At 44.6% G+C, this 23,575-nt stretch carries 22 protein-coding genes; 10 read left to right on the top strand and 12 right to left on the bottom strand.

The annotated features are described in order from the left end of the window. Nucleotides 1-32: 32 nt before the first annotated feature. The 3 genes from ACFFGT_RS29780 to pdeM all read right to left on the bottom strand — a co-directional run bounded on the left by ACFFGT_RS29780 (nt 33) and on the right by pdeM (nt 3,666). Entirely contained in the window at nt 33-1,967 is a 1,935-nt protein-coding gene (locus tag ACFFGT_RS29780) for a fumarate reductase/succinate dehydrogenase flavoprotein subunit (protein WP_377026164.1), read from the bottom strand. 65 nt (nt 1,968-2,032) lie between these two features. After that, the gene (locus ACFFGT_RS29775) at nt 2,033-2,824 is read right to left on the bottom strand and encodes a succinate dehydrogenase cytochrome b subunit (protein WP_377026163.1); all 792 of its coding nucleotides are present in this window, start codon (nt 2,822-2,824) and stop codon (nt 2,033-2,035) included. 182 nt (nt 2,825-3,006) lie between these two features. Next, complete coding sequence (gene pdeM, locus ACFFGT_RS29770; RefSeq protein WP_377026162.1) at nt 3,007-3,666, bottom strand: ligase-associated DNA damage response endonuclease PdeM; 660 nt, start codon at nt 3,664-3,666, stop codon at nt 3,007-3,009. 171 nt (nt 3,667-3,837) lie between these two features. Here pdeM and ACFFGT_RS29765 point away from each other — a divergent pair, with 171 nt between their 5' ends. Both ACFFGT_RS29765 and ACFFGT_RS29760 read left to right on the top strand, forming a co-directional pair. Beyond that, the gene (locus tag ACFFGT_RS29765; RefSeq protein WP_377026161.1) at nt 3,838-4,212 is read left to right on the top strand and encodes a DUF6249 domain-containing protein; all 375 of its coding nucleotides are present in this window, start codon (nt 3,838-3,840) and stop codon (nt 4,210-4,212) included. Between the two features lie 143 nt (nt 4,213-4,355). Further along, nucleotides 4,356-4,823, top strand: a complete 468-nt coding sequence (locus ACFFGT_RS29760; protein ID WP_377026160.1) for a TFIIB-type zinc ribbon-containing protein — start codon at nt 4,356-4,358, stop codon at nt 4,821-4,823. Between the two features lie 3 nt (nt 4,824-4,826). On the opposite strand, the gene ACFFGT_RS29755 is transcribed toward ACFFGT_RS29760, so the two are convergent. Next, complete coding sequence (locus tag ACFFGT_RS29755; RefSeq protein ID WP_377026159.1) at nt 4,827-5,342, bottom strand: DinB family protein; 516 nt, start codon at nt 5,340-5,342, stop codon at nt 4,827-4,829. Then, on the bottom strand, nt 5,317-6,531 hold the full coding sequence (locus ACFFGT_RS29750; protein WP_377026158.1) for a sensor histidine kinase: 1,215 nt from the start codon (nt 6,529-6,531) through the stop codon (nt 5,317-5,319). The genes ACFFGT_RS29755 and ACFFGT_RS29750 overlap by 26 nt, the downstream gene beginning before the upstream one ends. 259 nt (nt 6,532-6,790) lie before the next feature. On the opposite strand from ACFFGT_RS29750, the gene gltX reads away from it, so the two are divergent. Further along, nucleotides 6,791-8,314, top strand: a complete 1,524-nt coding sequence (gltX, locus tag ACFFGT_RS29745; RefSeq protein ID WP_377026157.1) for a glutamate--tRNA ligase — start codon at nt 6,791-6,793, stop codon at nt 8,312-8,314. Between the two features lie 129 nt (nt 8,315-8,443). Here gltX and ACFFGT_RS29740 read toward each other — a convergent pair whose 3' ends face one another. The 6 genes from ACFFGT_RS29740 to ACFFGT_RS29715 form a co-directional block, all read right to left on the bottom strand. Beyond that, nucleotides 8,444-9,199 (bottom strand): 2-phosphosulfolactate phosphatase, encoded by a 756-nt coding sequence (locus tag ACFFGT_RS29740; protein WP_377026156.1) that lies wholly within the window; start codon nt 9,197-9,199, stop codon nt 8,444-8,446. 63 nt (nt 9,200-9,262) lie between these two features. Further along, nucleotides 9,263-10,342: a glycine cleavage system aminomethyltransferase GcvT gene (gene gcvT, locus ACFFGT_RS29735; protein WP_377026155.1), complete on the bottom strand. Its 1,080-nt coding sequence runs from the start codon at nt 10,340-10,342 to the stop codon at nt 9,263-9,265. A gap of 368 nt (nt 10,343-10,710) precedes the next feature. After that, nucleotides 10,711-11,199, bottom strand: a complete 489-nt coding sequence (locus ACFFGT_RS29730) for a TlpA family protein disulfide reductase (RefSeq protein ID WP_377026154.1) — start codon at nt 11,197-11,199, stop codon at nt 10,711-10,713. 39 nt (nt 11,200-11,238) lie between these two features. Beyond that, nucleotides 11,239-12,255, bottom strand: coding sequence for a Gfo/Idh/MocA family protein (locus tag ACFFGT_RS29725; protein WP_377026153.1), 1,017 nt, complete (start codon nt 12,253-12,255; stop codon nt 11,239-11,241). Between the two features lie 29 nt (nt 12,256-12,284). Then, nucleotides 12,285-14,759, bottom strand: coding sequence for a zinc-dependent metalloprotease (locus ACFFGT_RS29720; protein ID WP_377026152.1), 2,475 nt, complete (start codon nt 14,757-14,759; stop codon nt 12,285-12,287). Between the two features lie 87 nt (nt 14,760-14,846). Then, a complete protein-coding gene (locus ACFFGT_RS29715) occupies nt 14,847-15,452 on the bottom strand; it encodes a DUF4142 domain-containing protein (RefSeq protein WP_377026151.1) in 606 nt (201 codons plus the stop codon). 199 nt (nt 15,453-15,651) lie between these two features. Here ACFFGT_RS29715 and ACFFGT_RS29710 point away from each other — a divergent pair, with 199 nt between their 5' ends. From ACFFGT_RS29710 to ACFFGT_RS29690, 5 genes are all read left to right on the top strand, one after another. Beyond that, nucleotides 15,652-16,257 carry a hypothetical protein gene (locus ACFFGT_RS29710; protein ID WP_377026150.1) on the top strand — a complete coding sequence of 202 codons (606 nt, stop codon included), beginning with the start codon at nt 15,652-15,654 and terminating at the stop codon, nt 16,255-16,257. Between the two features lie 425 nt (nt 16,258-16,682). Then, nucleotides 16,683-18,080, top strand: coding sequence for a class II fumarate hydratase (fumC, locus tag ACFFGT_RS29705; protein WP_377026149.1), 1,398 nt, complete (start codon nt 16,683-16,685; stop codon nt 18,078-18,080). 59 nt (nt 18,081-18,139) lie between these two features. Further along, nucleotides 18,140-18,712, top strand: coding sequence for a fumarate hydratase (locus ACFFGT_RS29700; RefSeq protein WP_377026148.1), 573 nt, complete (start codon nt 18,140-18,142; stop codon nt 18,710-18,712). Then, nucleotides 18,712-19,506 (top strand): S1/P1 nuclease, encoded by a 795-nt coding sequence (locus tag ACFFGT_RS29695; RefSeq protein WP_377026147.1) that lies wholly within the window; start codon nt 18,712-18,714, stop codon nt 19,504-19,506. Before ACFFGT_RS29700 ends, ACFFGT_RS29695 begins: the two co-directional genes overlap by 1 nt. Nucleotides 19,507-19,604: 98 nt before the next feature. Continuing rightward, nucleotides 19,605-20,039, top strand: a complete 435-nt coding sequence (locus ACFFGT_RS29690) for a low molecular weight protein-tyrosine-phosphatase (protein ID WP_377026146.1) — start codon at nt 19,605-19,607, stop codon at nt 20,037-20,039. A 147-nt stretch (nt 20,040-20,186) separates the two neighbouring features. Here the strand turns inward: ACFFGT_RS29690 and ACFFGT_RS29685 are convergent, their stop codons facing one another. Further along, nucleotides 20,187-20,687, bottom strand: coding sequence for a GNAT family N-acetyltransferase (locus tag ACFFGT_RS29685; RefSeq protein ID WP_377026145.1), 501 nt, complete (start codon nt 20,685-20,687; stop codon nt 20,187-20,189). A gap of 160 nt (nt 20,688-20,847) precedes the next feature. Between ACFFGT_RS29685 and ACFFGT_RS29680 the strand changes: the two genes are divergently transcribed. Together ACFFGT_RS29680 and ACFFGT_RS29675 are read left to right on the top strand one after the other, a co-directional pair. After that, nucleotides 20,848-22,080: a DEAD/DEAH box helicase gene (locus tag ACFFGT_RS29680; protein ID WP_377026144.1), complete on the top strand. Its 1,233-nt coding sequence runs from the start codon at nt 20,848-20,850 to the stop codon at nt 22,078-22,080. A 358-nt stretch (nt 22,081-22,438) separates the two neighbouring features. After that, nucleotides 22,439-23,434, top strand: a complete 996-nt coding sequence (locus ACFFGT_RS29675) for a glycoside hydrolase family 43 protein (RefSeq protein ID WP_377026143.1) — start codon at nt 22,439-22,441, stop codon at nt 23,432-23,434. The last annotated feature ends 141 nt before the right edge of the window (nt 23,435-23,575 follow it).

Raw genomic sequence — 23,575 nt, 5'->3', positions numbered from 1 at the left:
TTTGAACTACTGCCTTAATAACCAATCTCTAATTAAGCATAGTTTCTTTGAGACAGGTGAACTGCTTCAAACGTTAGTTGCTCCTTGTGTAATTCTTCGGGCTGATTTTCGCCTTTAAATTCCCAGGCAGCTACAAACGCAAAGTTTTCATCATCACGAAGCGCTTCGCCATCTGCAGTTTGTGATTCAACCCTGAAGTGGCCACCGCATGATTCTTTGCGCATTAAAGCGTCATCAACCATCAGTTCGCCAAGCTCAATAAAGTCGGCAATACGACCGGCCCTTTCAAGCGATGCATTTACTTCTTCGTTTTCACCTGTTACGATAGCGTTTTTCCAGAAATCGGCTTTCAATGCCTGGATCAAACCTTTTGCTTTTATCAGGCCTTCTTCGGTACGCGCCATGCCGCAATACTCCCACATAATGTGGCCAAGGTCGCGGTGGTATTCGTTAACGGTTTTGGTGCCTTTTAATGCAAGCAGTTTATTTACATGTGCAATTACATCCTGTTTGGTTTGCTCAAAAGCTGGATGGCTGGTGTCAACCTTTTTAGGGCCGGTTTTAGCCAAATAATCACCAAGGGTATAAGGGATCACAAAGTAACCGTCAGATAAACCCTGCATCAGTGCTGATGCACCAAGGCGGTTAGCGCCGTGGTCGGAGAAGTTACATTCGCCCAAAGCATATAAGCCCGGTATAGTTGTGCTCAGGTTATAATCAACCCAAAGACCACCCATGGTATAGTGAACCGCCGGGTAAATACGCATTGGTTGTTTATACGGGTTTTCGTCGGTGATCTGGATATACATATCAAACAGGTTGCCGTATTTGGCTTTAACTGTTTCTTCGCCCAAACGCTTAATAGCGTCGGCAAAGTCAAGGAATACCGCGAAGCCTGAACCACCTACACCTTTACCTTCTTCAACCATTTCCTTGGCATTACGTGAAGCCACGTCGCGCGGAACAAGGTTACCGAAAGCGGGATATTTACGTTCCAGGAAGTAATCGCGGTCGTCTTCTTTAACCTGGTCGGCTTTTAAAGTGCCTTTGCGCAGTTGCTCGGCAATTTCAACCGTTTTTGGTGCCCATACCCTACCGTCGTTACGTAGCGACTCAGACATCAGCGTAAGCTTTGACTGGTGATCGCCGGATACCGGGATACAGGTTGGGTGAATTTGGGTATAGCAAGGGTTACCGAAGAATGCACCGCGTTTGTGTGCTCTCCAGGCTGCTGTTACGTTTGAACCGATAGCGTTTGTTGACAGGTAGAAAACGTTGCTGTAACCACCTGTACACAATAATACCGCATGACCTGCATGGGTATCAATATCGCCGGTAAGCATGTTACGGGTAACAATACCTTTGGCATGACCGTCGATAGTTACCACGTCAAGCATTTCGTGGCGGGTATATACTTTTACTTTACCGGCATGGATCTGGCGGTTAAGGGCAGAGTATGCACCTAATAAAAGCTGTTGTCCTGTTTGGCCCCTCGCGTAAAATGTACGTGATACCTGCGAGCCACCGAATGAGCGGTTATCAAGCAAGCCGCCGTATTCGCGGGCAAAAGGTACGCCCTGTGCCACGCACTGGTCAATGATGTTTACCGAAACTTCGGCCAAACGGTATACGTTTCCCTCGCGGGCACGGTAGTCACCGCCTTTAATGGTATCGTAAAATAAACGGAAAACACTGTCGCCGTCGTTCTGGTAGTTTTTAGCGGCATTGATCCCCCCCTGTGCAGCAATAGAGTGCGCACGGCGCGGGCTATCCTGAAAACAGTATGCCTTAACATTGTAACCCAGTTCGGCCAGTGTTGCAGCCGCCGAAGCACCTGCCAAACCCGTGCCTACGATAATGATATCGTATTTACGTTTGTTGGCCGGGTTAACCAGCTTCAGATCAAATTTATGCTTGCTCCATTTTTCGGCTAATGGGCCTTGAGGAATTTTAGCATCTAATGTCATCTCTTCTTTGTATTTATGTTTGTGGCTTTTAGGTTATGTAATATAACTTAATTGGCCAGCTAAACTTAGTGAGCTCCCTGGGTTGATAAATAGTAGTAATAAACCGGCATTGCAGCAAAAGCCAAAGGGATAATAACCGCAAACAGCCATGTACCAATAAAGTAAACTACCGGTGTATATTTACGGTGCACCCAGCCCAGCGTGCGGAACGCGCTCTGGAAACCATGTAACAAATGGAATGCCACAGCACCCATAGCTATCACGTAAAATAAAACGTAAATAATGTTGCTAAAGCTGTAAGCAACACGCGCATGCAGGTCTTTCACCCTCACAATTTCCACATTGTTTTCGGTTGATACAGAGTGGCTGAAATCGGCATTAACCGGTTTGTATTCAGTCGCGGTGGTTTCGCCGGTTGCCAGATCGGTACGGTACTCTTTAAAGCCCATGGTTGGATCGTTATGGTAACGGAACCAAAAATCGCCCATGTGGATAACGATAAACAGGAACATGATTGAACCCAGCAGGCCCATGTTTTTTGATGACCATGATGCATCAGATTTTGCCGCTACTGCATAACGTACAGGACGGGCTTTACGGTTCTTGACAGTCAGGATCAAACCGTATAGTGCATGCACTAAAATGGAAAGGTACAACAGGTATGCTATAACTTCAATAGGCGGAAAATGCGTAAGGAAGTTGGCATACACGTTAAAACTGAAACCGTTATCGTTGTTAAACAACAGCAGGTTGCCGCCCACGTGCACTATTAAAAACGTGCACAGAAACAAGCCTGTTAAAGCCATGATCAGCTTTTTGCCCAGCGACGAGTTTAAGGTTTGTTTGAATTCGCTCATTATGAATTGGATTTATATGGCAAAAGTATTTATTAAATAACAAAACATAGAAGAGGTTTTGGCTTATTGAAGATCAAAAAGCTATTTAGAATCAATCTAAAACAATGTGCTGGTATTCAATACGCAAATACAATGCTATGACAGGTAATTTGTTGAAATAAAGGATGTTTTACGGGTGATATTTAGGCTATAGCAACAACTTTATCTTTTAATACGGCAAAGATCTTGTCGTTTTGAAGGCTCTGGATAGCAACCCTCCCTGTAAACTTGCCGAATGAGGGTAGTATCCCCTGCCTGCTGCCAAAGGCAAAACAGGGTAACGTAACGCTTTGCCGCCCCCGGCCGCTCAGGTTTACCCCCGGATGAATGTGCCCGCAAAAAACGTAGGCTGCAGCTTCCTGCTGATCATTAGCAAGCGGATGGTGCATCATCAGGAAAGGGCTTATCAACAATTCGTCATGCAGTTCGATATTCAGGTTATGATAATGCTTGTCGTCAATAATATCATGGTTGCCGCGGATGAGGATGATCTGTAATGCCGGAAACTGGCTTCGCCATAGAATAAACCAATCCCAATCGTTATTTATATCGCTGTGGAACAGATCGCCCAGGAAAATTATTTTTTCAGGTTTGTGTTCGTAAATGAGATCAGAGAGCACGGCCAGGTCACTTTGCTCCAGATCACGCGGCACAGCAATCCCCGCTTTGCGGAAATGGCCAACCTTGCCCAAATGCACATCGGCAACAATCAGCGCTTTTTGCTGCTGCCAGTAAATGGCTTTTTGTGGTAATAATAAAAGGTCCTGGCCCAGCAGGTTAAAAGGAGTAGCCACACTTATCATAACAGGGCAAAGTTAAACATTGCCCCCCTGCCCCCTGAAGGTGGAGTTGAAATTATTTTTAATTAAGGGTGTAACCTGTTTAAAAAACGTGTGGTCATAGTTTACAAATACACCGCAATGGTGATTTACAGAGAGAAAAAACAATATTAACTTATTTAAAAATCAAATATTATGCACGCAGGTGAATTGGGCGTATTAGCCGGAATTATAATACCCCTCAGCTTATTCGCAATGATCTTCGGGATCGTTTATTTAAACAAACGTGAAAAACTGGCAATGATTGAACGCAACATGGACCCACGGAGTTACAAGCCACAATCAGCCCCGTATCAAAATTTAAAATGGGGCTTATTGCTCATCGGTTCGGGTTTAGGATTGTTTTTAGCTTACCTTTTAACCCATACCATATTCAGTAATTACGATGATGATATCTTCTTTTTATATGTGGCACTGATAGCCATTTTCGGAGGAGCAGGATTGTTCATATCATACCGAATAGAGAAAAGAGAAGTGTTGGATAAAGAAGATCAATTTATTCAGAAATAAAACGGATGTATATCATGTATAAAGCTCCTGTAAAACAGGGGCTTTTTTTATGCTTACAATTTAAAAGTGGAGAGGTCTGTGAAATTTATTATCGAAAAACTATATTCGCTATAAAAGTACTTACCCTGCACAGTTTTTATTAAATGCGATCAAAAAACACACAAGCTACAAATGGATGCGCCAATTGCGGAGGCCAGTTACAATACAATTACACTTACGATACTAACAAATGCATCTACTGCGGCAGTGTTTTTAAAATTGAAGGCGCTGAGCAACGATATGATGAGGAGCCTCACCAGCCAACTTTTGTGGAAACACCGCTATCTGTTACTCCCGACAACATCATTCAATATAATATAACTTATAGAGGAGATGAAATCTATAGGGAGCGGCCAAGTTTTAAAAAAGCAGCATTATGGGGACTGGCTTTTTGGGTTGGCTGGGCATTTGTAAGTACTGCTATTAAACTAACCTCAATGGCAACGAATAAAGGAATTCCTGATAACCTGTTTTCCAGCGAGCCGTTCGGTATTTATTGGTTTTTGCGTGGAATGTTTTTTTGCGGCCTGATACCATATTTACGAACCCGCGTTTTTTACAAAAGATATTAATGGTTATCCAATGCCGTACCGCTCTTTAAAAAGATCTAAATGGTGGCGCTCATGGCCCGCCAGCATAAATACAAAGGCAGCAACGGTAAACAAATGGTTACTGGCAATCCCGCTTCGGCTTAACTGTTCATCTGTGAAAGCTTTAACCATATACAGGTTTGCCTGGCGTAAGGCCCTGAACTCTTCGGCAAGGTCTTTGATGTTTTGACTGTTAAAATCGGTATTATTAACATATATGTCCTGGTCAAAACCAGGCAGCTCAATATGGTTACGTGAAAATACCAGGGCGCGATAGGCGAAGGTACGTTCGGTATCAATCATGTGACCAAGTGCTTGCTTAACCGTCCATTTACCGGGGGCGTAGGCGTGCAAACCCTGCTCATCGGTTAAATTGCTGAAAAGCCGGTAACTGCTCTCCATTTGCTGTTCAAGCATGTTAATTACATCATTGTCGCCAACAAGCCCTACATATCCCGCTGCAAACGGCGAATAATCACCTGATTTTGGTTTTGTTATCATTGCGCGTGTTTTTTAGTACTATCCTGAAAGTTGTTCCCTTGCCTATTTCCGAATCTTTTACAAAGATCTGCCCGTTATGGTAATTCTCCATAATGCGTTTGGTGAGCGACAAGCCCAGGCCCCAGCCACGTTTACGGGTGGTATAGCCGGGTTGAAAAACGGTATCAAATTTAGAGCGGGGGATGCCTTTGCCGGTATCGGTAACATCAATAAAAATTTGATTTTTAACCTTGTTGCCGCTGATCTCTACTTTAATGCTACCCTTGCCTTCAATAGCGTTAACGGCATTTTTCAATAAGTTTTCCAATACCCAATCAAACAGCGGGATATTAAGTCCGGCCTTAAGGTGCGGATTACCTGTCATTTCAAAGCTGATGTTTTTGCTTACACGAACCTTGAAATAATCAACAAAATCTTTCACTACGGCATAAACACCATGCTCTTCCAGTACGGGTTTTGAGCCGATCTTTGAAAAACGGTCGGCCACAATTTCGAGGCGTTTTACATCGTTTTCCATTTCGGCCACCAGCACATCATCTTCAGCATTAAATTTCTCCTTCATCAGCTCAATCCAGGCAATAAGCGATGATATGGGTGTGCCCAGCTGGTGCGCGGTTTCCTTGGCTAAACCTACCCAAACCTGGTCCTGTTCAGATTTACGCGATGAGCTGAAGGCCGTATAGGCCATCAGTAAAAATATGGCAATTACGGTAAGCTGGATATAGGGAAACAAACGGAGTTGCGTAAGCAGGGGCGAGTCTTTATAATAAACATAATTGTCGTCGCCCAATACCTTAAACTTTATAGGTGCGTGCTGCCCTTTCATGTAACTAAGTTCTTCCTTAAAATAGGTCGGGTCGTATTTCTTCTTTTTATACTCGGCCTCCAGCTTGGTATAAACCCGTGTAGAGTCCAACCCGCGGTACAAAATAATCTCCCCCTTTTCATCGGTAATAATAGCAGGTACCGTTAAGCTATCCCGTACAGCAATTACGTAGTTAAAAAAATCGTCATCGTCTGAGTTTAATAGCTGCCTCATGGTCATAGCCCAAACCTGGGCGCGGGTACGCTCAGAACGGGCAATGTTTTTTACCAGGTAACGGGTATAAACTAACGAGCCAATTGCAATTACTACGGCAAACGTAAGGAGTAAATATTTCCAACGTTTTTTCTGTTGATATGGGTTCATGCTGGGCACAGCCCAAATAACGTAAAATTATTTCAGATGTGCAGATTACAGATGGGAGGAAGTTTAATGTGCAGATTTCAGATGTGCAGATTTCAAATTATAGGAATGTTAGATTTGCTTGCAAGGGTTTTAAATTGAACAAAAGGTAAATTATCGGCACATCTAAAATCTGCATATTTGTACATCTGAAATCCACACATCTATCATTTGCACATCTGTAATCTGCACATCTGAAATATAAATTATCTTTGCCCCCATCATGACCGATAAAAAAGTAAGAGTCCGTTTTGCGCCGAGCCCTACAGGTGGTTTACACCTTGGCGGTGTGCGCACTGTGTTGTTCAACTATTTATTCGCCAAAAAACATGGCGGCGATTTTGTTTTGCGAATTGAGGATACCGACCAGACCCGCTATGTGGAAGGTGCCGAAGAATATATTTTAGACTGCCTTAAATGGTGCGGCCTTCACCCGGATGAAAGCCCTGTTGTCGGCGGTCCGTATGCCCCATACCGCCAAAGCGAACGTAAACCACTTTACCGTGAGTATGCCGAGCGCCTGGTTATGGAAGGTCATGCTTATTACGCTTTTGATACAGCCGAAGAATTGGATAAGAACCGTAAAGAGATCCCTAACTTTCAATACGGATTGGCTTACCGCCATACTTTGCGTAACTCATTGTCATTGCCACAGCACGAGGTTGACGAGCTGCTTGCTGCCGGTACGCCGCATGTGATCCGCATCAAAATGCCGGAGGGCGAAACGGTGAGTTTTAATGATATGATTCGTGGGTATGTGAGCTTTGAAACCAGCCTTGTTGATGATAAAGTATTGTTAAAAGCTGATGGTATGCCTACTTACCATTTGGCTGTTGTGGTTGATGATTACCTGATGAAGATCACTCATGCTTTCCGTGGAGAGGAATGGCTGCCGTCTGCCCCCGTGCATTTGCTGCTTTGGGAATACCTGGGCTGGAAGGAAAGTATGCCGCAATGGGCGCATTTGCCACTGATCCTGAAGCCGGATGGTCATGGTAAGCTTAGCAAGCGTGATGGCGCCCGTTTGGGTTTCCCGGTTTACGCAATGAGCTGGTTCGACGCAAAATCGGGCGAATTAACGCCGGGTTTCCGTGAGTTAGGCTTTTTACCAGAGGCATTCCTGAACCTGCTGGCTACTTTAGGCTGGAACGACGGTACCGAACAGGAGATTTTTACGCTTGATGAGCTGATTGAAAAGTTTTCGATTGAGCGGGTTAACAAATCAGGCGCTAAGTTTGATTTTGAAAAAGCCAAATGGTTCAATGCCGAGTGGATCAAACAGTCATCAGCTGGCAGTTTGCAGTTTGCAGTTGGCAAGGTTTTGGCCGGTAAAGGCGTTGTTGTTAAGGACGAGGAATATCTTACTAAGGTTATAGGTTTGATCAAAGACCGCTGTGTGTTATTGCCTGATTTTTACCAGCAGGCAGGTTTCTTTTTTGAGCAGCCTAAGGAATATGACCTTAACGCCGTAAAACCTAAATGGACAGATGCCAAAACAGAGTTTTATCACGCGTTCATCGCTTTGTTAAATAACGAAGCAGCGATTGAAGCCCATGATCTGGAAGCTAAATTCAAAGCCCTTGGCGAAGAAAGAGGTTTAAAAGTTGGCGATGTGATGCTGCCTTTCCGCATTATGCTGGTTGGCGGCAAGTTTGGCCCGCATGTATTTGATATCGTTGCGTTGCTGGGTAAGGAGGAGACTATAAGCAGGATAGAAAAGGCGCTTGTGGAGTTTACTGCGGCGTAATAAAGATTATCAAAAGAGAACGTCATTGCGAGGTACGAAGCAATCCCCGATTAGCAGGTTCGCCCTGTATAGTTTGGGATTGCTTCGTACCTCGCAATGACGATGTTTTTGGATAGGTGGCGAGTGAAATTAAACCGCCAGCTTCACCAACTTCTCTCCTTCCAAAACAGGAATTGCTGTAGTCAAATCAACCTGTAAACAAAACTCGATATCTTTTTCGATACCTAATTTTTTAAGGCGCTCGCCGTGGGATGTTTTCTTAAGGTATTCGTTGATGTCACTTTTGCCAACCTGGAAAAGATCATTGGCGGCTATAGCGGCATCGTCCAGTACAAACCCTTTGTCTTTTAACTGTTCAATTACGGCACCCGCAAACAGGGTGTCTTCTAAATTGAAATTGTTTTTCCAGCCGGCGCATACCAGCAATACATTTTCGTTTTGGGTGTTAAGCCAGTTACTTAAGGCTGTTAGGTTCAGGAATGAACCAATAGCAATTTTTTTTGCACTGCGTGATAAATGCAGCGCATGTGTGCCGTTGGTAGTGGTTAACACGATTGTTTTACCGGCCACTTTTTCTTTAGTGTAAGAAAATGGCGAGTTGCCAAAATCAAAACCTTCAACTACCGATCCGTCGCGTTCGGCGGCAAGAAGGTAATCCAGCCCTTTCTCTCTATACGCGGCACACTCCTCAACTTGTGATACCGGTATAATAGCCTCAGCACCGTTTTCAATACCATAACATATAGATGATGTTGCCCTGAAAATATCAATAACCACTACAATATAATCTTCCACATTAAAAAGCGGCAGCAATGCGGGGGTCAGGCAAACGTGTGCCCCCTGGCCCCCTGAAGGAGGAGTTTGGGTATTGATATTCTCGGACATCTTTAAATTTAAGTTAATGAACTGTACAGATAGTTCCCCCTTTAGGGGGTTAGGGGGCGAGACCTATTTGTAAAACGGCGGTTTTAAAATCTGCGCTTTAATTTTATTATCCCTGATGCTGATGTAAATCTCGGTGCCTTCTTTAGCGAAAGCAGTATCTACATAACCCATACCTATAGCTTTTTGTAACGACGGCGATTGTGTGCCTGAAGTTACTTTGCCAATGGTATTGCCTTCGGCATCAACTATCACATAATCGTGGCGGGGAATGCCGCGGTCAATCATTTCAAAACCTACCAGTTTGCGGCTTACACCTGCTTGTTTTTGGGCTTGTAATGCTTCGGCGTTGGTAAATTCCTTATTGAATTTGGTTACCCAGCCCAAACCGGCCTCAAGTGGAGAGGTGGTGTCGTCGATATCATTACCGTAAAGGCAAAAACCCATTTCCAAACGTAAAGTATCACGTGCGCCTAAACCTATTGGTTTAATGCCGAATGGCTCGCCTGCCTTGAAAATGGCATCCCAGATCTGCTCTGCATATTGGTTTTCAAAATAGATCTCGAAACCGCCAGCGCCGGTATAACCTGTAGCTGATATTACCACGTTGTCAACACCTGCAAATGTGCCTTTTGTAAAAGTGTAGTATTCCATCGATACCAGGTCGGTATCGGTGAGGCTTTGTAAAGCTTCGGCAGCTTTTGGTCCCTGGATAGCCAGCAGTGACGTACGGTCGGAGATATTTTTCATATCTACGCCCTTGGTATTATATTTCGAGATCCAGTTCCAGTCTTTTTCAATGTTTGATGCATTAACCACCAGCATATAGGTTTTCTCGTCGATACGGTAAACCAGCAGGTCGTCAACAATACCACCATCTTCATTTGGCAGACATGAGTACTGCACTTTGCCGTCGTATAATTTTGCGGCATCGTTACTGGTAACCCGCTGAATAAGGTCAAGCGCGTTCTCGCCTTTTAAAATGAATTCGCCCATGTGGCTTACGTCAAAAACACCAACGGCCTTACGCACGGTTTCGTGCTCGGCGTTAATGCCAACGTATTGCACAGGCATGTTGTAACCGGCAAATGGAACCATTTTGGCGCCGGTTTTTACGTGGATATCGGTTAATGCGGTATTCTTCATCGTCAACTTAAATAATGGCCGCAAAGGTAACTATTCTGAAGCGTAATCAGTACCGTTGATTAGTTTTGGTTAAAAATGATTCGAAAAATAAGATCGTCATTGCGAGGTACGAAGCAATCCCCAATTAGCAGATCCGCCCTGTATAGTTTGGGATTGCTTCGTACCTCGCAATGACGCTTTGTTTGAGGTTCGCCGTGTTTTAAGCTACTAACTGGATATTCAGAGCAGCAAATCTGCGTGGCGTATACATCAGGGTTCTCTGCGAGAGACCCTGATAGGACGTTAACTGCGAGAAATCCCGGTGGGACATTAAAATAACAAAGCCGGTTAACACTACGTTAACCGGCTTCAGCTATAAGTTAGCTACTTTATACTTTTTTAAGCGTTTCCATCAGCACCGGAATTTTTGGCACTTTAGGATACGACTGAAATAATTTACCATACTTATCATAAATAGCTATGTAAGGCGTGGTTTGTACACTGTAAAACTTTTGTACCAGGTACGTATAACCTTCAGTACCAATAGTGATGTTATGGTACTTGGCCAAATCAAAATCGCGCTGAAAAGTTTGGATGCCCCTAAGCATAGGCATAAAAGTGATCATCACAATCTGCACATCTTTTAATTTAGGCAATTCGGGTTTCAGATCGTACATCAGGTGCTGGCAATGGCTGCAATCGGGCGAAAAATAGATCACCATTACCGGCTTGTTTTTTTTCAGGTTGGCAGGAGTAACGTAAACACTGTCTGTAGTGAGGATGTGATATGGCGGTAAGCCCGAGTTGGCAGGTGGCGTTTGTGCCTGGCTGCACCCGGCGGCAATGATCAGACAAAGCAGTAAATACAGTTTCTTCATTATTTTAATTAGCGTTTAATAAGCATAGTTACAACATTTTTAGCTTTCAAGCAATTCAATTTGCCAGGCTATATGCTCTTCGGTTATTGGAAATAACGCGTTTTCACGCACTGTATGATACACAGCATCAAATAAGCCGTTATAATTACCTTTTGGTGACTTGATCCACTCTACGGTTTTTTGTCCGTCGGCCCCCATGAGCACCAGTTTACCGTCGCAGCCTTCGGGTTCAATACCAAAACCTTCGTCGGTTGGCATCATCCCGGCATCAAGCTGTGCTTCCTGTACATCGGTACGCATTTTTACAAAACTGCCTAATGTACCATGCACCACAAAACCATAAGTGTGTTCGGCAATCAGTAAACCCGATGTAAGGTAAACATTAAGCTGGTTAGGGAATTTAAGGTGGATGTTAAAATAATCATCAACCTGTGAGCCCGGGCGATAAGCTGCCGTTGTTTTTTCGTAGCTCAACGGTCTGCCGAAAATACTGATGGCATTATCAACCAAATGTGCGCCAAGATCATAGGTTAAACCGTTGCCAGGCGTTTCTTTGGTTTCTTTAAACTGTTTTACACCGATGGCCATGCGATACCTGTCCAGCCTGAAGTGAACTTCCATCAACTCCCCTAACCTGCCGCTTTCAATCACTTCCTTTACCGAAAGGAAACCGCTATCATAACGGCGGTTTTGGTAGATCATCACTTTAAGGTCAAGCTTTTTGCCCTGGTCAAATAAGGCCTTTACCTCGCTTGAAGTTACTGCTGCCGGCTTTTCGATCAATACATGCTTCCCGGCGTTAAGGGCCTGTACAGCGTAATCAAAATGGGTATTGTTTGGGGTATTAACAACAATGAGCTCTATTTCATCATCATTTAGCAACTGGTCGATGGTATCATAGCTGATCACATCCGGATATTTTTTACCGGCTTTTTTTTCATGGCGTTCAACCACCGCTTTAAAGGTAAAGCCTGGATTGGTAGTTAAAAACGGGGCGTGAAAAATCCGCCCCGACATTCCGTAGGCCATGAGGCCGGTTACTATTGGTTTCGACATGGTATATTTTATAGGTATTTGTTTTAATATCACATTCCACAACCCGGGTCATCCATGCCAATTGGCGAACCATCGGGCATGTTTAAAGGGGCTGCGGGCTTAAATTTATCAGGGTAATCTTCAAACAGCTTTATTTGCGATAGACCAAACAATAAATTTGCCTTAGCCGATCCCGTAGCAGCCGGAATTGTTTTTAACATCCAGCTTTTAAGGTCATTTATTTGCAGCAACGCTATGCTGCGTACGCTTTCGGCAGCCTGCATGTTTGCAGCCAAAGTTAACAATTGTTTCAGCACTAAATTATTTACCAAACGCTGCAACTCGCCTTTGTATCCGTTTTGTTGCGGTGCCTGCCAGGTGAGGTTAACAAGTTTATTGAGCACCGGCAATAATCCCGGCTGGCTGTTATCCCTTGCATTATATTCAATTAACCTTGCAGCGCGTTCGGGTTGCAGCATAAAACTCAGGGTGGCACCTGCGGCAGATTCGGCGGCAGCCATAGGGTCAAAAGTTAGTCCGGTGTATGATTTAAAAGTTTCCTGCGTACGCGGATAACCTACCGGCCGCGGCGGGATCTTTTCTATCAGCTTTTCGGGGAGCGCCAATGCATCCGGGCTGATGGTTCCCATCAAAGCGTCGAATGCTTTCCACTGCTCGGCCGGGGGCACAAACCTGGTAACTGTTTGCCCGTCATTTTTCAAAGCGAATGTGTAATATAACCCGCCTAACATTTTTGAAGCTGCTTCAGTTTGATAGCGGTGGATCAGGTACATAGGCACCAATACTTCTTCAATAGTGGCCATAGGCGCGTCCTGCCTTATGGCTTTTTCTGAAAAATTAGTTAATATCTGCTTGCGGAGCGCCATTAGCCGGTTAAGCTCATCGGCTGCATTGTTGCCGCTATCCCAAAGGTGGGCTTGTGGGTGGGCGCTGCCTGCGGGCCGGGCGTCATCGTCGGAGATGTATTGGAAGCCTTGTTTCAGGGTTTCATTCAGGATGTCTTTCAGCGCTTTATCTTCATCTGTTCCGGGTGCAAAATCCTGGTAGCCGTAAAGTATGGCCCGTTTATCCCAGCCGCCGATTTCGGTTTTGTAGGCGTCACTCAGATCGATACTGCCATCGGCTTTAAGGCTGATCACCGGTGGCGGATAATCCATTACCGATGCACGGTCATTAACGCTGGCAGTAAAGTTATGCTGCATGCCCAGGGTATGGCCAACTTCATGGGCCGATAATTGCCGCAAACGGGCCAACGCCAGCTTCAGCATTTTATCGCTTACGGGCTTACCATCTTCATAAGGCTGCACCAAACCTTCGGCAATTAAAAAATCCTGCCTGTCTCGCAGCGATCCTAACGACACCTGGCCCTTAATGATCTCGCCGGTACGCGGATCGGTAATAGCCTCGCCGTACGACCAGCCCCTTGTTGAGCGGTGTACCCACTGGATGATATTGTAACGGATGTCCATAGGATCGGCATCTTCAGGTAAAATCTTAACCTGGAAAGCATTTTTATACCCGGCTGCTTCAAAAGCCTGGTTCCACCAGGATGCCCCTTCAATAAGCGCTTGTTGCACCAGTTCGGGCGCGCCACGGTCAACATAGTAAACTATCGGTTTTACAGGTTCGCTCATGGCGGCTGTAGGGTCTTTCTTTTGCAGGCGATGGCGGATCATTAAACGCTTAACAATAGGATCATTGATGGGCGTGGCAAAATCCATGTATTCGGTATCGAAAAAGCCCGAACGCGGATCAAATTTGCGCACCTTGTAATTATTATCCGGCAGTTGGATGAACGATTGGTGCATCCTTACGGTAACCAGATCAGGATTGGGCGTAACCGACCTGATCTCTCGCCCCTTGGCCTTGCCGGCTAAGGTGATGATAGCCTCAAACTCCGAATTTTGCGGAAAGTTCCTGGTGTTGGGAAGATATACTGCCGACGATGATTCTTCGGTATGGTAAACGCCCTGGTCGCTTTGAAGCAGCTGATCGGCTATATTCTGGCTATCACGTAGTAAAAATGGTGTAAGGTCAATCAGCACATGATCATCGGATTGTACAATGGCTTTAAAGCCAAATAACACAGATTGAGCAAAAGCTTCTTCGACAGATTTACGTTCATCGGCATTATTACTTACCGCCCGGTAATCATAATTGGGTTGAATGAGCAGTACTTTAGGTCCGCTTTTTATGAATTTTACAATTCTGCTGCCGCCTATTTTGCCCCTGTCCAATCCTAAAGCATTGGAGCCAACTCCGGCAGGTAAGGAGTTTACGTATAGAAATTCCTGGTTAAACTTATCTACCTCGAGGTAAATTTTGCCTTCAGCTTCATCCCAGTAAAAGTTAAAGTAGCCGGCAAGTTTTTTATAATTTTTTGTTCTGGATTCAATGTCTTCGTTTTTTTGAGCTTTTGCAAAGGGAAGATAAACCATTAGCAAGAGTAAAAGGCAGCAATACTTTTTCATGTAGGAGATGTAGTTTGATCTAAAAGTATTCATTTGATAACCCCTATGCAAACTGAAAACAAAAAAAGGACTGGTTATGCAACCAGCCCTTTTCATAAGCATTGTTTAATCAATAGCTGATTATTTCATGCCCTTTTGGATAGCCTCAATTTCGGCTAAGTGGTGCTGGATGGTAGGCAATGTTTTGGCGGCGAAAGCTTTCAAATCGGCGTCTTTGCAGTTTTTTGAAGCATCTTCAAACAATGATTCAACCTTTTTGTGGCCTTTAACCATCGCATCAACATAGGCTTTATCAAAATCAGATCCTGATTTGGCGGCCAGGTCGGCTTTCATTTTCTGATGATCTTCATCAGGTGCCGATGGCAGGGTAATGTTTTTGTTTTTGGCAATGGCCATTAACTCATCGTTTGCTTTGGTGTGGTCGGTAACCATCATTTTAGCAAAGTCTTTTACTTTGGCATTGGTTGCTTTTTCACTGGCCAGTTGGCCAACAGCAACTTCGGCTAAGCCTGCATTGGCCGCTTCGGTTGCAAATTTTGCATCATCGGCAGTAACGGCAATTCCCGTTTTACCTGTGGTTGTGGTGTCTTTAACTTTGTTGGCGCTGTCGGCAGTGTCTTTTACAATTGCCGAACTATCAACAGCACCGCTTTTAGCTCCGCCGTTACAGGCCTGGAACGATAAGGCCGCAAGTGCCATCATCGCTATTAAACTTAATCTTTTCATAGTAGGTGTTTTTATATTGTTTTTAGAGTTAACATTTTATAGTTAATTAAGTTTGTATTTTCTTATTTGTAAAATTCTGGATTCGGGCAGCGGTAATATCCTCAACTATCTTATTTGCATTTTAATGAATATTTAACAATTGTTTAAAAGCAGTTTTATAAGTTGAGGTTTATAATAAAGCGACTAAATTATACCTGATATGTTAATAGGATCATTGTTTTTGGGCAAAGTGCATGAAGTAAACGGGCAGTGGATAGAAACCAAATTTGTGGTTATTGGCATTCCGCTGTTCCCCACCAGCTCTATGCTGGTAACCCGTTCGGCCTGGCGAAGCCGCAACGGGTTTAATATTCCGCTGAATTATCAAAGCATCATTGCGGGCTATGCGCGCATGTTTTCGGTGATCATGGCCTTTATTGCTTTTATCTTCTTTTTTAGCGAAAGGGATTCGATCGCCTTGTTAATCGGGGCCATTGGCCTGGTATTGTGGCTGTATTTTTATTTTGTATTTGGCAGCGCCGATACGGCAGAAGCAGAAGAACGCAAAAAAATGGGTGACCTTACCGGTCTGTATATTAAACCCGAATGGCTTGATCATGACGACGCCTATCGGATCTACGAACGTCTTGAAAAAAAATACCGCACAGAGTTTGATGGTGCCGACTGGTTTACCGATTTGCAGCAAAACGAAATAGCGCCGGCTAAGTTGCCGTTGCTATATGCGCTATCGAGGTTCAACTATTCGTTAGAGGCTACTGAATGTAACAGGAAACTGTTTGAAAAGGCAGATAGTTTATACTTGTAATACAGCCGGGGTTCATTTTAGCTTATGGTCGGTGAGATGTTTGGGAGATGCAGATAGGTTGAAGATGTTAGTTTAAAAACCAATGTCATTGCGAGGAGGAACGACGAAGCAATCTCGTAGCTATACAGATCGGACATGCATTGGCTACGAGATTGCCGCGCTACGCTTATAATGGCGTGATTGTAAGTTGTTGATTATTAAGTGTGTTTTTTGATCGATTTGAGTATGGGCGTTGCCTGCGGCCCGTGCTATCCGCTCATACTGCACAAGCATTAGCCACAAGGCCGGTATCCGCTACTATCACTAACGCGCTCCCCCCGCACCATCGCTAAATAATATTAAGCACCTCCCTTTCAAAAAGTTTACGCCCTGTAATTCCCTCACATCAGATAAAAACATAACTTTGCCCTGCAAAATTTAATACCATGAGTTTCAGAACCGAACACGATACCATGGGCGAGGTACAAGTACCTGCCGACAAATACTGGGGAGCGCAAACCGAACGCTCACGCAATAATTTTAAGATTGGTCCGGAGGCGTCAATGCCTAAGGAAATTATCGACGCTTTCGCATACCTGAAAAAGGCAGCCGCCTTTACCAATACCGATTTAGGCGTACTGCCTGCCGAAAAACGCTACCTGATTGCTCAGGTGTGCGATGAGATCCTGACCGGCGCGCTGGCTTCAGAGTTTCCGCTGGTGATCTGGCAAACAGGCTCAGGCACGCAATCAAACATGAACGTGAACGAGGTGGTTGCTAACCGTGCCCACGTATTACAAGGCAATAAACTGGGCGAAGGCAAAACTTTCATCCACCCGAATGATGACGTGAACAAATCACAGTCATCAAACGATACTTACCCAACCGCCATGCACATTGCGGCGTACAAGATCCTGATTGATGTAACCATCCCGGGTATCGAGAAACTGCGCGATACTTTGCAGGCCAAGGTTGAAGCTTTTAAATCAGTAGTAAAAATCGGCCGTACCCATTTGATGGATGCTACCCCATTAACTTTAGGCCAGGAGTTTTCAGGTTATGTATCACAACTGAACCACGGTTTAAAAGCCCTGCGCAACACGCTTGATCACCTTTCAGAACTTGCCCTTGGTGGTACTGCTGTAGGTACAGGCATCAACACCCCTAAAGGTTATGATGTTAAAGTGGCTGAGTACATTGCTCAGTTTACCGGCCTGCCATTCATCACTGCCGAAAATAAATTTGAAGCCCTTGCCGCCCATGATGCCATTGTTGAAAGCCATGGCGCGTTAAAGCAAATTGCGGTTTCATTAATGAAGATAGCTAACGACATCAGGATGCTGGCTTCTGGTCCGCGTTCGGGTATCGGTGAAATTCATATTCCGGATAATGAGCCAGGTTCATCAATTATGCCGGGTAAGGTTAACCCAACCCAAAACGAGGCCGTTACCATGGTAGCTGCACAGGTTATGGGTAACGATGTGGCTATTTCAATAGGCGGCTCAAACGGTCATTACGAACTGAATGTATTTAAGCCTTTAATGGCAGCTAACTTCCTGCAATCGGCAAGGTTAATTGGCGATGCCTGTGTGTCATTTAACGACCATTGCGCTGTAGGCATTGAGCCAAATTACGAAGGCATCAAAAAGCACCTCGAAAACTCATTGATGCTGGTAACAGCACTTAACCCGCACATCGGTTACGAAAACGCAGCCAAAATTGCTAAAACAGCTCTTAAAAGCGGCAGTTCACTTCGCGAAGCAGCTATTGGTTTAGGCTTACTAACCAACGAGCAGTTTGACGAGTGGGTACGCCCCGAAAATATGATAGGCAGCTTGAAATAAAAAGCCTCACCCCAAACCCCTCTCCAAAGGAGAGGGGGCTTTTAATAAACGTGTAGTTTATGCCAAAACGCTTTAATTTGCGCCATCTTTCCATTACTAAGGCTTTAAGCCTTATGCCTTCAGCTTTGAGCCTCAAAAAAACCTTTCGCCTTTTACCTTTCGCCTTTTACCTCATAATGGCCTCCTGTACCATGAACCCGGATAAACAAACGCCCGGCGAAGGTTATTTACAGGGCGAGTGGAAGCAGGATACTATACCTGCGCAAAAAAGCCTGGTAACATATTCGCTATATGACCTCAAATTCAGCTGCGATTCCTTTTTTTTGAAGATCAGTACCGTTAGCAGGGTAAATTACGGGGCTGATACCTGTATGAGCAAAGGGCAATGGGCCGAATATATAAAAGGAACGTACTCGCAAAGACAGGACACGCTGCACATCAAGGGGCAGTTTTGTAATGCTGATGGCTCATATAAAAATGAGCAGGGCTGTTTCCGCTTTGGCGATTATGAAGAATACTTTAAAGTCCGCAAAAAGAGTGATTCGCTGATCCAGTTCATCAGTACATCCAACGTAATACCTGTTAACGCGCATTTAATAAAAAGAACAAGCTGTATTCCAAAACCATTGTAATGAAAACACAAATCTTTAAAAAAATTTTACTGCTGGTGGCGATATTTTATATCCCCCTGCAAAGCATGGCCTGGGGCACCAATGGTCACCGCATTTGCGGTCAGATAGCCGATAGCTACCTTACGCCTAAAGCCCGCAAAGCGATACAGGCAATTTTGGGTAATGAATCCATAGCTATTACCAGCAACTGGGCCGATTTTATTAAATCAGACCCAGCCTATGGCTATATGTATACCTGGCATTTTATTGACCTGGACAAGGCTTATACTTATCCGGAGCTGCAAAGCTATTTGAAGGCCGATACCGCTACCGACGCCTACACCAAAATGAACTTCTTAATAGCTGAGCTGAAAAAGCCGGGCACAACCAAAACCAACAAACTGCTTTACCTGCGTATGCTGATCCATATTGTTGAGGATGTGCACCAGCCATTACACACTGGGCATACCAGCGATAAGGGCGGTAATGATGTAAAAGTTCAATGGTTAGGTAAAGACACCAACCTGCACTCGGTTTGGGACAGCCAGCTGATAGATTTTCAGCAATTGAGCTATACCGAGTATGCAACCATGATTAACCATACTACCGCTGCCCAACGGGCTAAACTACAAAAGGCCCCGATAAGCGAATGGTTGTTTGAAAGCAACCAGATTGCCGAAAAGCTGTATACCGACGTTAAACCAGGCGAAAACCTGAGCTTCAAATACAACTTTAAATACATTGGCATAGTGAATGAGCAAATGCTAAAAGCCGGCGTACGTTTGGCCGGAGTTTTGAATCAGATATTTGGTTGATTGGTGAATGGTTGATTAGGTGAGTAGTTAAGCAGTTAAATTAACCACTCACTTAGTCAACCCAATCAACCACTCACCTTTCTTCAATCAACTAAAAAATGAAAATACTTATGGTATGCCTGGGCAATATTTGCCGTTCGCCGCTGGCGGAGGGGATCATGCAGCACCTGGCAGATGAAAACGGACTTGGCTGGGATGTTGATTCGGCAGGTACCGGGAGCTGGCATGTGGGCGAAGCGCCCGACAGGCGCTCGGTCCGTGCTGCACGTAACCATGGTATTGATATCAGCAAACAGGTATGCCGCCAGTTTAAGCGTACCGATTTTGACGAGTTCGATCATATTTTTGTGATGGACCGTAATAACCTGAGCGATGTGCTTAACATGGCCCGCAACAAAGAGCAGGCAGCCAAAGTAAAACTCCTTTTAGGCGATAAGGTAGTACCCGATCCGTACTATGACGATAACCAGTTTGAGCCGGTTTTTGAGCTGATTGAAGGCGGGTGTAAGGATATTATAAAGGATTTGAGATAAATCACCAATACTACCATTTAATTGCGAGGAGCGGAATTGGTATGTGTGGTGGGGCGACGTGGCAATCGCATGCTACACAGGGCGGCCATGCTTCCGTGCGGTTGCCGCGCTATCGCTCGCAATGACATAGTTTATTTTGCATGTTTACTACCGCTCAACCCTAAAAAACGGCACTTCCTCTCCATACCAAAACACAATCCCCTCCCGTACAAAACCTGCTTTGATCAGCACCCTTTGCGATGCCGTGTTTTGCGGATGGGTAACGGCGCAAACTTCTTTTAGCCCTACCTCATTCAGGCCGTAATTGATCAGTGCTTCTGCAAGTTCGGTAGCGATGCCCTGCCCCCAGTATTTGAGGTGCAGGCGATAGCCCAGCTCAATCCGGCTCCTGTCGTAATCGCTGGGTTTGAGGGCGCAAACGCCTATGAAATCATTATCGGCAATGTTGAAAACTCCCCATCTGCCCAGGCCCGATCCGTTCTTGTATTCCTTCAGCGTATCTTTAAAAACCTGTTTACTCTCCTGCGGAGTACGTTTTTTTACGTATTGGGTAAGACGGTCATCCGCATCCATCAGAGTAGAAAGTTCTTCGTCTTCAGCCGTAAATTCACGGATCAGTAAGCGTGGCGTTTGGGTGATAATATTCATAGGTTTTCAAAAATAATTTTTTGAATTGATTGAAAAGGTAAGAGGAGTGTCATTAAAGGCTTATCGCCATTTATATTTCCCTTTAACCGTAGGGAATAACCCTAAATCCCTCATTTACCGTTAAATTTTTATACCTTGCATAATTTACTTATAAGATATAGTGACTTTCCAGGATTTTAATTTTAACGAGCAATTATTTGAAGGTGTAGAGAGCATGGGTTTCCTAAATCCTACACCCATACAGGCCATGGCTATCCCAACCATTATGGAGGGGCGCGACCTGATTGCATGTGCTCAAACCGGTACCGGTAAAACCGGCGCCTACCTGCTGCCTGTTTTGAACAGCATCAGCAAAAGCAATAAACACCATACCAGTGCCCTTATACTTGCCCCAACCCGCGAGCTTGCCCAGCAAATAGACCAGCAGGTTGAAGGCCTTGCCTATTTTACGGGCATCAGTTCTATTGCCGTTTTTGGCGGCGGCGACGGCATTGTTTACGAACAGCAGCGCCGTGGCATCCAAAACAATGTAAATATCATTGTGGCTACCCCCGGCAGGCTTATTGCCCACCTTACATCAGGAGTGCTGAAGCTTAATCATCTTACCCATTTGGTACTTGATGAGGCCGACCGGATGCTGGATATGGGTTTCTCTGACGATATCATGAAGATCATCAGCTACCTGCCGAAAGACAGGCAAACACTGCTGTTTTCTGCCACTATGCCGGGCCGTATCCGCTCATTGGCTAAGGCCATTTTGAAGGACCCTGAACAAATAAATATCGCTATCTCACAGCCGGCTGTCGGTATCGATCAGCAGGTTTACAGGGTGCATGACCAGCAAAAAACGCCGTTAGTGCAGCATATCCTCAAAGATTCGGCTTTTACAAGTATTATCATTTTTGCATCCCGCAAGGAGATCGTTAAATCATTATACAAAGAACTTAAGGGCATAAAGATTGACGCCATGGCGTTCCACTCCGATCTGGAGCAAAAAGAGCGTGAAGAGATCCTGCTAAAATTCAAAAACAAGCAACTACCGGTTATCATTGGTACTGATGCACTTTCACGAGGAATTGACGTAGAGGGTATCGACCTGGTGATTAACTATGATGTTCCCGGTGATCCGGAAGATTATATCCACCGTATCGGTCGTACGGCCCGCGCGGCCACAACCGGCACCGCCATTACTTTTGTTAACCACCGCGACGAACGAAAGCTTAAAAATATAGAAAAGCTGATAGAAAAACCTATCAAGCTGATGGACCTCCCCGATGAATTGGCTACAATACAAGCCACTAAACCAGAATCGGCACAAGGGGGCGATGCTAAACGCAAACCCAACCGCCGCTGGGGCAAAAAGAAGCCGAAACAGCAGAATACCGGTAATTAAAAGCAGCAATACTTTTAAGTTGAACGCAATTTAATTGAATTACACGAATTAATCGGGGTTAATAGAAGCTTGATATCTGTAATAATTATTTTATTGCCGTTGACTTTAGTCAACGGTTAAAAAGAAATGAGCAACCGGGCTTTAGCCCAAACTATTCAAGTGGAATTTGGCTAAAGCCTTTTGATTTGCTATCGTATTCCGTTGAGTAAGTCAACGGCAATGAGTTTTATAGGAGCTCTCTCTGTTTTAATCCTGATAATCTTAAAATTTATACAATTCGTTCCAATCCGAAGAAATTCGTGTTTTTACTAAAACGTTTTATCGATTTTAATATCTTAGACCCAAAATCTATTTCCCAATGATCATCCCTAAAAAACTGGTTTTACTGGCAGCATTAGGTGTGGCACTTACCACATCTGCAAACAAAGCGTTAGCACAGGAGAAAAAGACATCCGGTAACCCAATTGTTGAAGGCTGGTATGCCGACCCGGAGGCTAAGATCTTTAATAAGCAATATTGGGTGTACCCTACCTACTCGGCTAAATATAACGACCAGGTATTCATGGATGCCTTTTCATCGCCCGACTTAATCAACTGGACAAAGCACCCGCGTATTATTGATACCGCAGCCGTAAAATGGGCTAAGCGCGCCATGTGGGCTCCTGCGGTAACTGAAAAAGACGGCAAATATTACATCTTTTTTGGCGCCAACGATATCCAGAACAACAATGAGGTTGGTGGTATTGGCGTTGCCGTCGGCGATAAACCCGAAGGTCCGTTCAAAGATTTATTGGGCAAACCGCTTATCGGGCAGATCATCAATAAAGCCCAGCCTATCGACCAGTTTGTATTTAAGGATGACGACGGGCAGTACTACATGATCTACGGTGGCTGGGGCCAGTGCAACATTGTAAAACTAAAAAATGATTTTACCGGTGTTGAACCATTTAAAGATGGCGAAACCTATAAACTCATTACCCCTAAAGATTATGTTGAAGGCCCGGTAATGTTTAAACGTAAAGGCAAATACTATTTTATGTGGAGCGAAGGTGGCTGGACAGGCCCGGATTATCGTGTGGCTTATGCCATCAGCGATTCGCCCTTTGGCCCATTTAACCGTATTGGCACCATATTAAAGCAGGACGCCAGCATAGCTACAGGTGCAGGGCATCATTCGGTGATCCAGGTACCGGATAAGGATGAATGGTACATTGTTTACCACCGCCGCCCACTAACTGAAACCGATGGCAACCACCGTGTTACCTGCATCGACAAAATGTATTTTGATAAGGATGGCAAGATCCTGCCGGTGAAGATCACCAATGAGGGTGTAAGGGCAAGGAAGATTAAATAATTACCGATTAATTTATGTCATTGCTGTAAAGGTTAGATAATTCGGAGACAAAATAGCCTAACTTAAAGCTATGCGAATCAACACAAATGATCTAACCTTAAAACGGAATTATTTGCAAACGTATCGTTTGCTGATAAAGGA

It is taken from the genome of Mucilaginibacter angelicae (assembly GCF_042434235.1).
Classification (GTDB): domain Bacteria; phylum Bacteroidota; class Bacteroidia; order Sphingobacteriales; family Sphingobacteriaceae; genus Mucilaginibacter; species Mucilaginibacter angelicae.
This window is presented reverse-complemented; position numbering and strand designations above follow the sequence as displayed.

Excerpts from the sequence above, each read along its gene's own strand:
- ACFFGT_RS29725 (WP_377026153.1), bottom strand. The coding sequence starts at position 12,255 with ATGTCGAAACCAATAGTAACCGGCCTCATGGCCTACGGAATGTCGGGG.
- ACFFGT_RS29765 (WP_377026161.1), top strand. The coding sequence starts at position 3,838 with ATGCACGCAGGTGAATTGGGCGTATTAGCCGGAATTATAATACCCCTC.
- ACFFGT_RS29775 (WP_377026163.1), bottom strand. The coding sequence starts at position 2,824 with ATGAGCGAATTCAAACAAACCTTAAACTCGTCGCTGGGCAAAAAGCTG.
- gltX (WP_377026157.1), top strand. The coding sequence starts at position 6,791 with ATGACCGATAAAAAAGTAAGAGTCCGTTTTGCGCCGAGCCCTACAGGT.
- ACFFGT_RS29750 (WP_377026158.1), bottom strand. The coding sequence starts at position 6,531 with ATGAACCCATATCAACAGAAAAAACGTTGGAAATATTTACTCCTTACG.
- ACFFGT_RS29690 (WP_377026146.1), top strand. The coding sequence starts at position 19,605 with ATGAAAATACTTATGGTATGCCTGGGCAATATTTGCCGTTCGCCGCTG.
- ACFFGT_RS29715 (WP_377026151.1), bottom strand. The coding sequence starts at position 15,452 with ATGAAAAGATTAAGTTTAATAGCGATGATGGCACTTGCGGCCTTATCG.
- ACFFGT_RS29675 (WP_377026143.1), top strand. The coding sequence starts at position 22,439 with ATGATCATCCCTAAAAAACTGGTTTTACTGGCAGCATTAGGTGTGGCA.
- gcvT (WP_377026155.1), bottom strand. The coding sequence starts at position 10,342 with ATGAAGAATACCGCATTAACCGATATCCACGTAAAAACCGGCGCCAAA.
- ACFFGT_RS29710 (WP_377026150.1), top strand. The coding sequence starts at position 15,652 with ATGTTAATAGGATCATTGTTTTTGGGCAAAGTGCATGAAGTAAACGGG.
- ACFFGT_RS29730 (WP_377026154.1), bottom strand. The coding sequence starts at position 11,199 with ATGAAGAAACTGTATTTACTGCTTTGTCTGATCATTGCCGCCGGGTGC.
- ACFFGT_RS29695 (WP_377026147.1), top strand. The coding sequence starts at position 18,712 with ATGAAAACACAAATCTTTAAAAAAATTTTACTGCTGGTGGCGATATTT.
- ACFFGT_RS29740 (WP_377026156.1), bottom strand. The coding sequence starts at position 9,199 with ATGTCCGAGAATATCAATACCCAAACTCCTCCTTCAGGGGGCCAGGGG.
- ACFFGT_RS29760 (WP_377026160.1), top strand. The coding sequence starts at position 4,356 with ATGCGATCAAAAAACACACAAGCTACAAATGGATGCGCCAATTGCGGA.
- ACFFGT_RS29720 (WP_377026152.1), bottom strand. The coding sequence starts at position 14,759 with ATGAATACTTTTAGATCAAACTACATCTCCTACATGAAAAAGTATTGC.
- ACFFGT_RS29780 (WP_377026164.1), bottom strand. The coding sequence starts at position 1,967 with ATGACATTAGATGCTAAAATTCCTCAAGGCCCATTAGCCGAAAAATGG.
- pdeM (WP_377026162.1), bottom strand. The coding sequence starts at position 3,666 with ATGATAAGTGTGGCTACTCCTTTTAACCTGCTGGGCCAGGACCTTTTA.
- fumC (WP_377026149.1), top strand. The coding sequence starts at position 16,683 with ATGAGTTTCAGAACCGAACACGATACCATGGGCGAGGTACAAGTACCT.
- ACFFGT_RS29700 (WP_377026148.1), top strand. The coding sequence starts at position 18,140 with ATGCCAAAACGCTTTAATTTGCGCCATCTTTCCATTACTAAGGCTTTA.
- ACFFGT_RS29685 (WP_377026145.1), bottom strand. The coding sequence starts at position 20,687 with ATGAATATTATCACCCAAACGCCACGCTTACTGATCCGTGAATTTACG.
- ACFFGT_RS29755 (WP_377026159.1), bottom strand. The coding sequence starts at position 5,342 with ATGATAACAAAACCAAAATCAGGTGATTATTCGCCGTTTGCAGCGGGA.